The sequence below is a fragment of the Trichocoleus sp. ST-U1 genome (genome assembly GCF_039961835.1).
Taxonomy (GTDB): domain Bacteria; phylum Cyanobacteriota; class Cyanobacteriia; order Cyanobacteriales; family FACHB-T130; genus FACHB-T130.
In genome coordinates, this window is record NZ_JAMPJZ010000001.1 from 1 (window position 1) to 15,467 (window position 15,467).

Consider the following 15,467-nt stretch of genomic DNA (forward strand, 5'->3'; position numbering starts at 1 on the left):
GGCGATCGCACCATGCTTGAAATTCACCATCGGAGAGCATGGCTATCCTCCCTAAAATCGCTTCAAGTTGACGATAAAAATATCGTAACAAGCCCCGTCTATTTCGGCAATATCAAACTTTAAAAATACTATTTCGGCAAAATCAGGCTTTAAAAGGCTATCTTGCTAGAATATTCATACAACGGGTTTATGAGGCTTTGAGAGAATGGGGCGGCAAAACCTGGCTTTAAATTACGGCAAAATCAAACTTTAAATGACACAGCGGCTGTTAAAAGCATGAACTGCGGCGCTGTTATTTATGTATTATATTGTCAAGGTTCAGTATCTAGTATCTGCTTATAGCGCCGCAGTAATACGACATCGATAGGCAGCGATCGCTAAATCCCGCGCTTTTTCTTGTGGGCTACCTTGAAATGGTTGTTGACCAACTTCAACAGCAATTCCAGCCTTAGCCACTTGTGATTGAATGCTGCCGAGCAATCGACCGTAGCTCCATCTGTGGACGCTGACACGATACTGTTTGGCATATTTATCTTGACCTTCCTTGTAACCAGGGACTTTTTGCTCGGCTCTGGCTTGAATTTCGCTTTGTAATATTTCCCTGATATCACCGAGTTTAGGGAGAACTATACTGCCAGCTCTGTAAGTTTTTGCGATCGCTACAATCGAATCTGCCAGTAATCTGTCCACATACTGCCCCAACTCGGATTCACTAAACGAGTTTGGTGAATCCCGTTTTTGAGCTTTATGACGTTCGTGGGCGTTACGTTGCTGTTGGTGTCGCTGGCGGTTGATGAGCTTGTAGTTGTCGCCGAGTAACTGTTTGGCACTGCGATAGACCAATACTTTGTTATTGGCAGCGTCTACTACGGCAACGGTTGCTGGCTTGTCCAGACCAAAACTGACACCAACAAGGATAGACGGTTGACCCTGATAAAGAGGTTTACTAGGACGAGGAAAGGGATTGTTAATTCGAGCTAGCGTTGATTGCTTACGAGTTAAAAAAGCTTGTTCTTCCTCGTTGAGATCGTCTTTCTCTTTTTTCTTGCTTATGATTTTTTCAGCACGAGAGGCTTTTGCACTTGCAACTTGTTGAGTTCCTTGGAGCGTCCACAGACGGGTATCAACTGTACAGTAAAGAATCAGACGATGGACGTTCCACGGCTCTCCTTTGCCTGTCCGTTCCTGCCAAGAAATCCGTCCACTTCTGAGAGTAAATATAGCACTTGAGTATTGGTCTTTACTCTGACTTTTAATGTCTTGGTCTTGGACAAAGCGTTGAAACCAGTGCAAGTGCCGAGAATCGCAGTATACCTCAAAGGTCAGGTTTCTTAAACCCTTGAAGCGAACAAAAATGCGCTGTTTGTCGTTTTTAGACCAAATTATATCTTCGGTGCTTTCATAAGCTACAGGAAATGGCACAGAGCTTGATTTTCTTAAGAGGCTAGATTTCCATGCTTTAGTTTCATCTTCATTTTTTGGAACGTTACTGGTAGCCATTTCTAATGCTTCTAACCATTCTTTACCTGTCAAATCCCGACCTTTGGGTATCCGACTTTTCATTTGTTCTTTAAGGCGTTCGATTTCTACTTCCTTTGCGCGACGCCTTTTAGCAAATTTTTCTGGGTCTTCCTCAACTTCGTTAACCTCACAGTTATTTTTCAGGAGATAGGCAAGGGCGCAACGATCAAGAGGAGCTTGTGTCTTGTCGTAAGCCTCAAATAAGATGTTGAACGGTTTAAAGCGGGAAAAGTTAGTTTTTCCTTTTTTAGTCTTCTTACTCTTTTTCTTGTTGGTCGGCTGAGATTCATTTTGAGGCGATTCGGTTGTCACCGACTTAATAATTTCGGCAGCTTTGCTACGAATCTCATCTAGACGACAATTACTTTCCTTTTCCAGCTCAACGTTACTTTTGAGCATCTTTAGCCAGCGCTCTTTGCCTTCTATTTTGCGCTGCCGTCGCTTCTGGAGTGCCAACCAAGATTTGTAAATATAATCAACTAGAGAACTCGCTGACATATAAAAACGGCTGGTTTGACCTGCAAAGCGTTCTTCAGTTTTAAGAGAGTTACAAAGTCCTGTAATAAGTCCGTTAGGTATTTCTCCTTTTTGCATCCATTTCTCAAAGTCAAGATGTTTGGGAATCTGTGACAATAATTCGTTAATGAGCGGCGTGTTTTTATGAGCCATCAGGTCCCATAGACAGCGGAAGGTTTCTTCATCAGCGACTAAGCGACATTGAATTGTAATCACGCTCATAGGATTATCCAAGGATAATTGTTAGAAAAAATCATTTTTTTAAAATAAAAAATTACTACACAAGGATGTTTCAAATTCTGCGTTTTTTAAATAATTGATTAGTATTTGCGGATGAAGTTTATGCCATCTACTATTACCGTTTTTATATTTACCATTGAAAGCCTCAAACGATTCGACTGTTAAACACTTGCCCATCGCCTTTCCAATCAACTCAGTAAAGCTATTATCCGTGCCCGAAAAAATCCTTCAAAGTCGTCTTTTCGCGGGATAAGCTGGCTCGATAGAATGCGATCGCAACATCTCATCCAGCCTTGTTGCCGATGTCCCAGATAGCTCAAACTCCTTCAGGTAAATAGAAGGCGCTTTACTACCAACCTTTTTGTTAGTTTTGCCAATGGTGCAATGACAGATAACAGCAAACTGATTGTAGGTAACCTCCCATTTGGATAGAAAGATGCGGGGAGAAATTCCCAGTTGGCTATGAGAAAGACAATGAACTAGCTCTAGTTCGCTTTGTCCGAGTCGGCGCGGTTTATTCATAGGGATTCATCTCCATCTATCGGTTCAAGGTCTTCTTCCCAAGCTGTATCGGCGGTACAGAAGGCGGCGCTGTAGGAGACGGGATCGAGAAAAATCAAATATTTCCATGCCCACTGATTTTGATGGGGGGCAAAGGCATAAAAACGCCCAATTACCGAGCCTTTGTCTGTTTTATCGATGTCAGATACAGGTTTCCACCTGACGCGATCGCCATACAGAAAACGCGGTATTTGGGCGCTATCTGGGAAGTTGGCAGGGAGGCTGACTAATGGAGGTGGTGCATCCAAACCGATTAAAGGCAAGTCTGGAATCACGATGGGGTGGGGGTTGAGTGAATACTGTAAATATACGCAATATTAGCGAAATTAGCAATAATAGCGATAATAGCGAAACAAGAGACTTTGTGAGTTTGTGCGAGAATGAAGCCTGAAACTCCCGTGTTTAGCTTATTTGTGGTCGATAAAAGGAAATCTACGAATTATCAGGAATTGCGGGGTTTTGTCCCCAAGATGCTTTCCTTGAAGTTCAAGGGAATTTGTAAAAGTTTGGGTCAGGATATTAATGTCGGTTTAGAGGAAGCGATCGCTAACTGGATCGAAAAACAGCAACAGCAGGAAGACTCGCCACTGTCTGAGTCTTCGGTAGTAGTGGCTGCATCGACTGCGCCGCCTTCTGTACCCACGATCGCGTCTTTAATTGAGGAAACGTTGCGTAACCGCGACTGGGTGCTAAGGAAGCTTGCTGCTGATGCCCAAATGCCTGTAGAACGGATTAATGAATTACTGGAAGGCGATCGCGCTTCTGATGCAGAACTCCAAAAGCTCGCCCAACAGCTAGTTAAACCGGATGGCGAAGCCTGGGAGGAGGAGGAACTGGTAGATATTCGACTAGCAGAGGATTTGAAGCGGAGACGACAAAAAAAGCGATCGCGCTAGGCGCTTAAAACCGCAGCTAAGGGTAATGTTAGGGACTTTGCCGATAAAATCAACCGCCTCAAGATTTTTTGGCGCGATCGCTTTCTCATGAGACTTAGCAGGGATGTTCTGGGAACACTAAAACTAGCAAGCGCCCTTTGCAAAGCTCAGAGAGGATTTGTGAAATTTAAAAGATTGATACCTTGGTTAGCTATAACCACGACGGCGTTTTCCATGCCAACCCCTGCTGTTTTTGCCCAGCATACTTTCGCTAACGAGCGTTCCCATTGTCAGGCAACCCTAACCGCTAACGAGCCAAACTCTCGAATTACGCTGCGTTCTGGCGCTGGGTCGAATTATAAGAGTTTGGGTTACGGCTTGGCGGGCGATCGCGTTCAGGTTCTGACTTTATCTCCTCCAGAATTGGATTATCAGGAAGATAGTCAGGGAAGCCTTTGGTATAGAGTTGGCTTCCCAAGAAGCGGAGCTAAGGGTTGGATTCGCGAAGATTTCTTGCGCGTGCAATGTACACCCATCAACGATTAGTGAGGTTTTATGTCACGCACTTCAATACTTCGCTTGTTAATTTTGACGGGACTAGGAATTTCCGTTTTCAGCAACCAAGCCCGTGCTGATATCTATGATGCAACTGTTATCTGCACAGTACGGGGGCTGCAACAGGGACAGCTAGCCTTGCGTCCCCAACCCAATGGTAGACCCTTTGCGGGGTTGAACAATGGCAATGTTGTCCAAGCGTTTGCTGGCACGCTCGACGAAAATAATCTGGTTTGGGATGAAGTTAAAGTCATTAAGGGACCCAACTCCCAAGTTACAGGACGGGTCGGTTATGTCAATAGTAAATACTTGTCGTGTAAGTGGTACGACGAGCAGGGGAATTTAATTAAAGAAGACCCTTAGAAAGTTTTTGGGAAGCTAAATTGACTAACTAACACTCAGTCAGCTTGGCAGAGTATGGACTGTACTTGCCTAAGCTGGCTATGTTTCTATAGCCGCGACTTTCTCCTCACCAAAACCTATTGCTCATCGCCCTACTCTATTCCTGGTAGCTTTAGCTGGATGGGTTCTGTGTCTTGCTGCTTTGCTTTCGTGCCAAGATACTCAGCAGCATCACCCATCGCCTGAGTAGCGGCTTTGGCTTCCGCTTCGGCTTGTGCCTGTTCTGCGCCAATCTCTTCTAATAAGACGGATGCTGGCTCATCATTGGCGTGTTGAGGAGTCAGTTCACCCCGAAAGGCACGATGCAGCAGGGTTTGAAATAAATGCTCTGCTTGGCGATCGGCTTCCCGTTGTTGGGTGCGGAGGCGTTCAAATTTTTGGGCAATTTGGGCAAATTTTTCTTGGAGGGGGAGAGGTGGAACAGGAATATATAAATCTCTGATTGCATCTTTAGTGATAGTTTTAGTTACTGCTCCTCGAATTCTGCTATCAAGAATTGTTCTTCCATAATTCGATGTTAATAAATGATATACATAGGTATTAACACATAGCTGATTGTCAAGCCTTATAAGAAATTGATTCATTGCTAATGAAGCTGGTTTATTCAAATATGGCATTAGATAAACCTGACCAGCGCTTCCAATTTTATTAATAATTATTTCTCCACCAAATAATTTAGATTTTTCTAAGAACTCATAAGCACTTTTTGATATATATTTTAAATCTCTTGAAAAATCACCATTTTCTAAATCTGTAGTTCTTATCATCAAGGCATAGTTTGGTCTGTCTAATAACTCAACGTTCTTTCTGAGAATTTCATAGCTTCCATTAGCATGGTAATCTGTTAGTGTGGTTATAACATCGCCGAACTCTCTATATTCCCAATCCTTTGTATTACTAAAAGGATTGCCGAACATTTCCAAAAAGACGGATTGTAGGTAGGTGTCGCTAAGTTGTAGGGCGTAGCGTCGGGTGTGTCGGAGTCTGTCGGCTTTTTGTGCGATCGCAGCAATCCGCTTTTGTTCTGCTAACGGCGGCAGAGGAATTTCAAGCCTCCGAATAATCTCTTGACTAATATTTGCCTGAGCACCACCAGCACTAAGTTGTAATAGTTTGTTTCGCTGTGATAATAGGTAGAAGTAAAGGTAGTCTCGATAGATATATTCTCTTGGAAAGATTGCACAAACTGCTTGATTAGTAGCAGCATTTACTTGGAGAATACCTAGCTTTCCAACTGTTGCACCGTAAAGTGCAATTAATAAAGTTCCAGATGAGAAAACTTTAGCACTAGAATTATTAACGGCTTTTTGAGTAATCTTTTCCTCTGTTTTATAGATTAGGCAATCCTCTAGTTCGCCAGATTTTACCCAAGGAATATCACCACCATAATAAGAAGATATTTTTCGGGAAGGGGTGCCGCCGCTAGTTGTATCACATAGTTCTTCTAGCCTCACCCATTGCCAACCCTTGGGTAATTTCTGCGCCTCCGATGTCATCATGTTATCAACACTGTTACTTGGACTCTATATAGCGCATCAATTCTTGCACTTCCGCTTCCATCACATGCTCTAACTTCAGCAACCGCTCCATCGTCACCTGCGGTGATTCATAATAAGGCTCATCCTGCTCAATCTGACGGTAACGACTCGCTGAAAGGTCGTATTTATTCGCCTTCACCTGCGCCTTCGTCACCCAAAACTGGCGATTCAACTGATTGATTTCCGCTTGCAGGGGTGCCATTTGCTCGTGCAGTTGTGCCAGTCGTTGTCTATCTGCTTCCAAAGCGAGGCGGGTTGGTTCATCGTCTGCGGGTGCGATCGCATTCTCAAACGTCAGGCGATTGATTTCCTTTAGCAGTATCAACCGTTCAGCTTTCAACGGCGCAATCTGCAACTTTAACTCAGTTAAGCGTTGCGCTCTTTGGACATTAAAATCAGCATCAAACCGATTCTTCCAACAGGTGAGAATATCCGGGATATCATTCTCTGCTACGGGTTGCCGCTTATCATCCAGCGAAAACCCATCGTGTTCCATGTCATAGAACCAGATCTTGTCTGTCGTACCGCCACGAGTAAACAGCAGCACCGCAGTCGAAACACCCGCATACGGTTTAAACACCCCAGACGGCATTGACACGACCCCATCCAGGCGATGAGATTCAATAATCTTCTTGCGAATCTCCTGGTGTTGCTTGCTCGAACCAAACAGCACCCCATCCGGCACAATTACCGCACAGCGTCCCCCCATATCCAACACCCGCTCAATCAGGTGCAAAAATAGCAGTTCTGTCTTCTTGCACTTGGTTGGCAGCGTGGGATTAATATCCGATTCATCCATCTTCCCCTTAAACGGGGGATTCATCAGCACCACATCCAAGCTTTTCTCATCCTTGAATGACTTAGACAGGGTATCCATGTAGAAAAAGCGGGGGTGCTTAATTCCGTGCAGCATCAGGTTCATCGAACCAATCCGCAACATCGTCATGCCAGAATCATTGTCATAGGCAGTAAATGCCTCGGTTTGTAAAAACTCCCGTTCTTCGTCATTGAGTAAATCCCCAATTACCTGCGGTTTTCCCTGCTCATCTGGTTCGCTGTGCTGTTCTAGGATGTACTCGTAGGCATTCACCAAAAACCCACAAGTTCCCGCCGCCAAGTCCCCAATTCTATCTTTTGGTCTGGGGTCAACCATCTGCACCATCATGCGGATAATATGGCGAGGCGTGCGAAACTGTCCGTTACGTCCCGCACTATTGAGTTTACTCAGCAGGTACTCGTACAAATCCCCCTGAACATCCTGATTCTGTTCCGAGATTTTCAGCGCATCAATCAGGTTACAGACTTCAATCAACGTCCCCGGTTTGCTGATTTTAAACTCAGCATTCTGCATATACCGCTCAAAAGAACTCCCCTCAGTTCCCGCCGTCCGCAACCAGGTAAAAACTTCTTCTCGAACATGCTTGAGTGCCTGCTCTGCCTTAAAGTTAATCCAGTGCGACCAACGCAATTCTGACTTGATTTGTGGTTCAAAAGGTTTATTGCGGCGCTTCGCCTGTTTCTCCCGCTGGTTCTCTGCATCATCGAGGCGTTTGAGGAACAGCAGGTAAGAGAATTGTTCGATGGAGTCCATCGGGTTGGAGAGTCCCGACGACCAAAGTCTATCCCAGATTTGGTCTACTTTTGAGCGGAGTTCAGGGTCAGTGAGCATTTTTTAAAAGCAAAGAACAGGAAACCTAGTAATTCCGCTAGCTAAGACATTATCAAAATTTATTATTTTATCTTCATGGCGTTTAAGATAATCAATGCTTGATTGATGCTGTCCTCGGAGACATCCAAATACTATATCTCTTGGATTAGCATCTAAGTCCAAGTCAAAAGAAAAATTATCTAAGATTAAAATTGATACAGCAAGTAATTTTGCAACGTACCATTCAAGATGAATCCATAGATAATTTCCTGCTCGCCCAAACCGCCCTGAATGCACGATTCTATTTCTCGTTTGATACAAACGATCTAGTTGGTAATTTAAGTTTTGCTCAGAAAGAGTTATAACCGTATGTAAATCCTTCAATTTTTTCCAGTTTTCGTTTATATCACGATATTGCTTGCATAACAATGGCTCGCTCTGCATATCCTTGAACGGATCGTTAGGTGAGTTTTTAAGATTCTGATCTGTAATCCAAGAAATCCAATGGCATAAGCCGATAGCGTCAAATTCGTTTGCACTCCTGTCATTCTGAGGGGAGTATATTTTTGCCCATTTATTAGCATTAGCTGTAGTTCTCATACGCTGAATAGTAGCATTTACACGTCTGCCTATTGCTCCTAATGCTAAGATACTAGATACATTTTTTTTAATAGTCTTAATGTCTGCCTCATTTGTTCTAAGCCCCATTAGAGATTCAAGAGAAGTCCACAACAATACGTAAGAGTTTTCTATAGTTGGAACGCTTAATGCAAGATGATACAAATACAAAGATTCTTCAATTTTCCCTAAAACTTCGTCTTCAAAATTTTGGAGTTTTTGGTACTTCACCAATGATTCTTCCAAAGTATTGATACGCGCTAGGGGAATAATTGGATCTCTATCCTCTATAAAATTTAACTGTGACAGTTGATTAGTGCTTTCATTGAGAAAATTTACATTTTCCCATATTTCATCATTTATATTTATCCCAGTATTTTTTACACCCAATTTTCTATAAGCAGTTGTTACTTTATTCCTAAAAGCAGAAAAAGCATCTTTTCCTGAAGCGTCAAAACTATAAGTTCCCGATGTGTTATCACTTTTAGTATTTAACTGTGTATGTAACTCAGAGCCGAGATTAGTGTTGTTTATAAAAAACTGATAGTTTCTGATTTGAGCGAATGAGAAAATTCTATATAACTGTTCAATCAATGTATCTGCGCTATCCTTTATCAATCCTTTAAAAGAAATCTTTAAATGAATAATAGAGTGACCGTCATGCAAAGCAAATGCTACTAAAGCTTTCAAAAGCCTATCGATTTTCTTGAATTTAGGATCTAAATCTTGACTAGATAAATCTATTGCTTTTAATTCTGAAAAGATAAATTCTACGTATTTTTTATTTAAAGTGGCGATGTAAGTTAATGATATTGATTGCAGTCTTTTTATATCGGTTTCATCCAAATCCTTGTTATCCTTGCTCAACAAGGGCTGCAAATCGTTTTTTATATTTCTAAAATATTTTTCAACCACAGGATCGTTAATTATTGAAGTTTGGATATTACCATCAATGCATTCTTCTAACAAAGATTTTAATCTATCTTTAGTTTTTGGTCGTTTTAGGCAAGCTGTTGCAGTATCATACAATTCTTCAAGAAGAATAATTCCATTAGTAATGGGATAACGGTAACTAATAACTTCATAAATATCCACCAATTGATACAATCGTGTTACCAAATACTTACTTAATATGGTATGAGATTGCTCCCATTCATTAGTTCTTGCTAAAAACTTCACCTATTTCTCTCCCTTTAGAATTTATTTGTTATCTTAGTTAAGCCGCAAACTGTTCAGTCAACTCAATCAAATCATCCACTTCCTCCTCTGTAAACCACCGTTCCACAGCATCCTCCCCAAACCTGTCCAACGGTTCCTCATACAAATCCGCCACCTCCAACCGCCGATTCTTCAAAAACACATTCTGCACCGCCCTTAAAAACAGAATCTGATTCGCATTAAACTGACGCTGACTAATGAACTGCTCAAAATTTCGCCGCACCACCTCCTGATAATCCGGCAGTGCCTCAATCTCCAACAACTCTCGCAAAAACGCCAGCAAACTATTCACCTTCAAATTGAATGCCTTGCGAATATTCGACTCTGACAACTGCACGTTCCCACCACCCAATTCTTGCCGCAGCGTCCTCTCTAACGCCACCAGTTGCAAGTCCGTCACCGCTTCCCCATTGCGAATTGCTGCAATCGTGGGGTGAGTCTCCACAATCTCCAATACCTTCCCCTCAACCCGCTGGCGGTATTCCTCGACATAAACCTGCTCTCCCCCATCGCCCAAGGTAATATAACCACTAACGGCAATGCGATCTGCCAGGTCAATTTCAATAAACGAACTCGGTCGTTCCCGTCGATTCTTCATCTGATCTGCCAAGGAAGCGATCGCACGATTCAACTCCTCCGGTGTCGCAGTCCTCAGCTTAGATGAAAGGCAAAGATTTATCGAGTCCCGACGCTGCAAGTCTTCATAAACAAAATCCGGCAACCGGCTCACATCCTCTACGATAGATTCCAGCGTTCCCGGTTTTGCTTCACCCGTGACGATTTCAACCTTCAACCGTTCCACCTTATTCGTAAACGTCGCCTCAGCCACATCCACCCCCGCCACAAACCGCAGCAAAGGAGCAACCTGAGTGCGGAGAAAATTAATCTTCCTCTGAGTCAAATACCGCCAAAACCCATCCGTCCAAGCCTCCTCAACCTGAGAATAAACCTGCTGGACGCTAAACGCATCGCGAGGAATTTGTCCAATCTGCTGCCGTAAATCCGCGATCGCCTGCTGGCAATCAGCAGATTGCTGGTCATTGAGATAATGCTCCAGCAGCTTCAACCGCGTGTTAAAAATTTTCACCGTAACGGGCAGATTTTGAGTAACCGTCTCCTCACTGGGGTCTTTGTCAAAGTCATTCTCCCAGAAGTCGATAATCAGAAACTCATCCTTATGCCCATTAGGAAGCCAATGCAAATACCGACAAGCTTCATGGCTGCGCGTCCCCCGTCCAATCATCTGCTGCATTTTAATTAGAGAGTGGACAGGCTTCATAAACACCAGATTCACCACCTCCGGCACATCCACCCCCGTATCCAGCAAATCCACAGAAATGGCAATCCGAGGCATCTCCTCCTTCTTAAAGCGGTCAATCAAATCATCGGTGCGCTCCATTTTGGAAGTAATCACCTGCACCATATCAGGATACTGAGGATACATCTCTTCAAACACGCTTGCCAACCGCAGGGCGTGCGGTTGACTTACCGCAAATACAATCGTCTTGCCGGGATACTGCCCCGATTCATCCTTGTGGCATCTATCCATAATTTCTGCCCACTGTTGCCGCAGTGTATCTTTGTTGCTGACAGTGCGTTCTAAGTCCGTCCCCTCGTAATCAATCTCATCGGGGTCTAACCCTTGCTCAATCAACGTATTACGATCTTCTTCAGAAAGGTTTGCCCCCCGAATCCCCTCTCGTTGAAAGTGAGTCCCTGCTTGATAAAGGCTGTAATCAACTAGATAGCCCTCATTAACAGCATCCCGATAGGGGTAATTAAACGTCGGAAGACCATCAGAACAGCGAAAAACCTGGAACGTATTGCGCTCAATAAAATCCGCTGGCGTTGCCGTCAGTCCAATAATCCGCGCATCAAAATATTCCACCACCTCGCGGAACTGGTTGTAAATCGAACGGTGACTCTCATCAAAAATCACCACGTCAAAGAAGCCAGGGCTAAACTTTTTGTGGCATTTAACCAGGGTTTGCAGTGTCCCCACATACAACCGCTTGGTGTAATCAACGTTGTAAGTACGGATGCGATCGCGTGGCTCGTTCGGCAAGTAAACCTTAAAATTATCATCTAGCGCTTGCCTCACTAACGTATCTCGATCTGCGACAAACAGCACCGTCCGCGCTTGATTTGCTCTCAGGAACAACTCAATCAGCGCCATGATGGTGCGCGTTTTCCCCGTCCCCGTAGCCATGACCAGCAGCGCCCGTCGATGTCCCTCATCAAACCGTTCGCTAACCCGCCCAATTGCCTCTTGTTGATAGGTACGGTTTGCGATCGCTAAATTAACGCTCAACTGTTGCAGGGGAATTTTATTCTGGCGGATGTAAAGCAAATTCTGTAAGTCTCTCAGGGAGAAAAACCCAGCCACTTGCCGCTTATTTTCGTTCCCTACATCCCAGAAAAACGTCTTATCCCCATTGCTCATAAAGGCAAAGGGACGAAAACTCTGGTGCTTCTCAATCTCGGTTACATAATGCCTAACCTGCTGTTCTGCCACCCGTGGGTCGCGGCTTTGTCGCTTCGCCTCTACAACAGCAATTACTTCCCCATTCGGCAGATAGAGGCAGTAGTCCGTCACTCCATTCCAAGGTACTGCATCGTATCCATCCACTGGGATTTCAATCCTCACCAGGTTTGGATCTTTCAGGCTCCATCCTACTGTTGCTAAAGCCCCGTCAATTAAATCTTTTCGAGTATTCGCTTCGTTGCGAGACATTCAAGCATCCTTTAGAAGTGAATCAGCAGCAAGGGTGAGCGATCGCTTTGCTCCATGCTCTACTCTCTTAGTGTTCCCACTGATTAAGTCGCAAATCACTGTTAACCATTCTGGCTTCTGAATTGACTTTCAGCCAGGAATGTGAAATAGATTCTCTTTCAAAGTCTTTGTAGAAAGGTAAAAGGCGATTATTACGATCCTGTGTCCATCTGTTGGACACAGGATCGTAATACTTCTTGAGTGTAAATTTTGTACAAGGTCTAACTGAGATTGAGTTGCTTGCCTAGCCAGATACGGAAGCTGGAATGATAGAGGCAGTAACAGGCTGCTCCACTGATTTGCTGTTGCTGTAAGAATTCAATCCAATTTTCTAGCACTTCCTCTATTTCGTATTCATCCTCATCAATGATTCGAGCGATCGCTTCTGCTGATATCGGTTGTTCTTCCTGCACTAAGATGTTCAGTACCGCTAACTCCACTAATGGTAAATGCTCAGCCTGCACGGGGCTTCGCCCGACTAGGCTAACGTGCCGCTTCGCTATCATCTGCTGCCAATGGCTTTGGTAATAGGCTTCCAAACCTGAAGGGAGTTGATCGTACTGGAAGGGTTTGGAGTAGAACCCCTGCACGATCGCTTTGATAATTTGGCTCAGGTACGCGAAATTATTCTCGCTCTCTCGCGTTAGGCGATCGCAGAATTGGGTTTCGCCGATTTGGTGGGTATTTAGCCAAGATGTTAAATTTTTTGATTCTTCTGGTGCGATCGCGTTACCATCGGCAGCGAGGGATTGCTGGATGTATGCTTGCACGTCTTCCCGGTTTCGATCGGGGTATTTTTCGAGGGTGAGAATCTGAGACGGTGTTTCAATTAATAAACCAGATTTTTCCCGTACAAAAGGTCTCCGCGCCAGGAGAAAATAGATTCTCTCTGGGAGATATCGGGGAAGATAGAACAGATTTGAACCTGGGGGTTGACTGCTGGGGTCGATCGCATCTAAACCATCAATGACCGCAATTAGCCTTTGATTGGGTTCGAGGCGATCGCTAATTTTCTGGAGTAACAGAGACAGAAACCAACTCCCCTCCGTGGCATTATCCGGCAGCACAGTATCTTCACCGACCATTGCCATTAATTGATGGCAGATGGAAGCGAGAAATCGATCGGCGCGATTTTTACCCGGAATTTGGGCGTTGTAATAGGCAACGTGGGGATTTTCGGTGACATACTTGGCGAGGATGGCACTTTTGCCGCTACCGGGTGAGCCGACAATTGTGAAGTAACCACGATCTGCCTTTGGCACGAGCGCTTCGCTGTTGCGCTTGTGTAAAAATTCCTCGATGGCGGTAAAGACAAATTGACGACCAACAAAATTAGCGCTTTTTTCGCTAATTAGTTGCTGGAATTCGGTGGGGTAGGAGGGGGTATTGATCGGGGTTGGCGATCGAGGTAGGTTGTTCATGGCGATGCTATCCCTTCCAACCGGAGGAAATGCACTCGTCCTGATACTTCACCCGCCACAATTGTTACTCCATCTGGAGCAACGGCACAACAGAGTAATGGACTCTCCCCAGTAAAAGTAGCAATTACCTCTCCTGTTTTTAGATTCCAGATTTTGAGAGTGTTGTCATATGAACCAGAAATCGCCAGTTTACCATCGGGGGTAACGGCGATCGCATCTACCGAGTGGCTATGACCGGTAAGGGTGTGGCGTAACTCTCCGGTTGCCAAATTCCAGATTTTGAGAGTGTTGTCATATGAACCAGAAATCGCCAGTTTGCCATCGGGGGTAACGGCGATCGCATCTACCGAGTGGCTATGACCGGTGAGGGTGTGGCGTAACTCTCCGGTTACTAAATTCCAGATTTTGAGAGTGTCGTCATATGAACCAGAAATCGCCAGTTTACCATCAGGGGCGACGGCGACCGCATTTACCCAGAGGCTATGACCGGTGAGGGTGCGGAGTAACTTTCCGGTTGCTAAATTCCAGATTTTGAGAGTGTTGTCACCTGAACCAGAAATCGCCAGTTTGCCATCAGGGGTGACGGCGACCGCATTTACCGAGTGGCTATGACCGGTGAGGGTGCGGAGTAACTCTCCGGTTGCTAAATTCCAGATTTTGAGAGTGTTGTCCCTCGAACCAGAAATCGCCAGTTTGCCATCAGGGGTGACGGCGACCGCATTTACCGAGTGGCTATGACCGGTGAGGGTGTGGCGTAACTCTCCGGTTGCTAAATTCCAGATTTTGAGAGTGTTGTCCCTCGAACCAGAAATCGCCAGTTTGCCATCAGGGGTGACGGCGACCGCATTTACCGAGAGGCTATGACCGGCGAGGGTGTGGCGTAACTCTCCGGTTGCCAAATTCCAGATTTTGAGAGTGTTGTCCCTCGAACCAGAAATCGCCAGTTTGCCATCGGGGGTGACGGCGACCGCATTTACCGAGTGGCTATGACCGGTGAGGGTGCGTAGTAACGCCTCGTTAGGATTCGTTAAGCTACCTGTCAAGGGACGCAACCAAGGTTTGTATTTGCACTGCTTCGCCTGTTCTACTAAGTCCTGAACAAGAGGCTGACTAATATTTTGTGGTTTCGGTTTCTGAGGGTATTTCGGTAAAAAACGCCCTATCCAGGGAATGTATTGCCAAAAATATCTATATTTATGTTGCTCTTCCCAGAACTCTCCAGCAGAGGATGGTAGCAACCGTCCCAACAATTGCCCTGCCAATTGCGACCGCTCCTCAGCTAAAATATGCCCGGATAGCCGCAGCGCCCCTTGAATGCATTTCAGCGCCTCAGCTTTTTCCGGATCGTACTCTGGCTGAGTTGCTGCTTCTGGAGTATCAGCCAAATCATAATCCTCAATCAGCGCCTGCACCCCAAACTCAGGATGATTAATCTTTGCTGCCAAGAAATCAAAATCAGCTAGGGTTTGGTAATACTTTTCGAGTTTTCCTGACTTCACCAGATTTGGTGCATAGTGACCCAGATAAGCGCGTTGGAAGGCGGGGTTTTTTACCGCTAATTTGTCAGCAAATTTTCCCATT

12 protein-coding genes are annotated in these 15,467 nt (G+C 44.8%); 3 read left to right on the plus strand and 9 right to left on the minus strand.

What is annotated here, in order from left to right; all coding sequences use genetic code 11:
* Positions 1–336 precede the first annotated feature (336 nt).
* The 3 genes from cas12k to NDA06_RS00015 form a co-directional block, all read right to left on the minus strand.
* Complete coding sequence (gene cas12k / locus NDA06_RS00005; RefSeq protein ID WP_190985257.1) at positions 337–2,259, minus strand: type V CRISPR-associated protein Cas12k; 1,923 nt, start codon at positions 2,257–2,259, stop codon at positions 337–339.
* 246 nt (positions 2,260–2,505) lie between these two features.
* On the minus strand, positions 2,506–2,799 hold the full coding sequence (locus tag NDA06_RS00010; protein ID WP_190985258.1) for a hypothetical protein: 294 nt from the start codon (positions 2,797–2,799) through the stop codon (positions 2,506–2,508).
* Positions 2,796–3,113, minus strand: a complete 318-nt coding sequence (locus NDA06_RS00015) for a hypothetical protein (RefSeq protein ID WP_199324028.1) — start codon at positions 3,111–3,113, stop codon at positions 2,796–2,798. The genes NDA06_RS00010 and NDA06_RS00015 overlap by 4 nt, the downstream gene beginning before the upstream one ends.
* A gap of 105 nt (positions 3,114–3,218) precedes the next feature.
* Here NDA06_RS00015 and NDA06_RS00020 point away from each other — a divergent pair, with 105 nt between their 5' ends.
* From NDA06_RS00020 to NDA06_RS00030, 3 genes are all read left to right on the plus strand, one after another.
* Positions 3,219–3,734 carry a hypothetical protein gene (locus NDA06_RS00020; RefSeq protein WP_190985259.1) on the plus strand — a complete coding sequence of 172 codons (516 nt, stop codon included), beginning with the start codon at positions 3,219–3,221 and terminating at the stop codon, positions 3,732–3,734.
* A 213-nt stretch (positions 3,735–3,947) separates the two neighbouring features.
* On the plus strand, positions 3,948–4,259 hold the full coding sequence (locus tag NDA06_RS00025; protein ID WP_190985282.1) for an SH3 domain-containing protein: 312 nt from the start codon (positions 3,948–3,950) through the stop codon (positions 4,257–4,259).
* A 9-nt stretch (positions 4,260–4,268) separates the two neighbouring features.
* A complete protein-coding gene (locus tag NDA06_RS00030; RefSeq protein WP_190985260.1) occupies positions 4,269–4,631 on the plus strand; it encodes a hypothetical protein in 363 nt (120 codons plus the stop codon).
* 131 nt (positions 4,632–4,762) lie between these two features.
* Here NDA06_RS00030 and NDA06_RS00035 read toward each other — a convergent pair whose 3' ends face one another.
* The 6 genes from NDA06_RS00035 to NDA06_RS00060 all read right to left on the minus strand — a co-directional run bounded on the left by NDA06_RS00035 (position 4,763) and on the right by NDA06_RS00060 (position 15,466).
* Positions 4,763–6,169: a restriction endonuclease subunit S gene (locus NDA06_RS00035; protein ID WP_190985261.1), complete on the minus strand. Its 1,407-nt coding sequence runs from the start codon at positions 6,167–6,169 to the stop codon at positions 4,763–4,765.
* 13 nt (positions 6,170–6,182) lie between these two features.
* On the minus strand, positions 6,183–7,877 hold the full coding sequence (locus NDA06_RS00040; protein ID WP_190985262.1) for a class I SAM-dependent DNA methyltransferase: 1,695 nt from the start codon (positions 7,875–7,877) through the stop codon (positions 6,183–6,185).
* Between the two features lie 3 nt (positions 7,878–7,880).
* A complete protein-coding gene (locus NDA06_RS00045; protein ID WP_190985263.1) occupies positions 7,881–9,653 on the minus strand; it encodes a hypothetical protein in 1,773 nt (590 codons plus the stop codon).
* Between the two features lie 37 nt (positions 9,654–9,690).
* Positions 9,691–12,426, minus strand: coding sequence for a DEAD/DEAH box helicase family protein (locus NDA06_RS00050; protein ID WP_190985264.1), 2,736 nt, complete (start codon positions 12,424–12,426; stop codon positions 9,691–9,693).
* Between the two features lie 260 nt (positions 12,427–12,686).
* A complete protein-coding gene (locus NDA06_RS00055; protein ID WP_190985265.1) occupies positions 12,687–13,886 on the minus strand; it encodes an ATP-binding protein in 1,200 nt (399 codons plus the stop codon).
* Complete coding sequence (locus NDA06_RS00060; protein ID WP_348251663.1) at positions 13,883–15,466, minus strand: WD40 repeat domain-containing protein; 1,584 nt, start codon at positions 15,464–15,466, stop codon at positions 13,883–13,885. Before NDA06_RS00060 ends, NDA06_RS00055 begins: the two co-directional genes overlap by 4 nt.
* Between the last annotated feature and the right edge of the window lies 1 nt (position 15,467).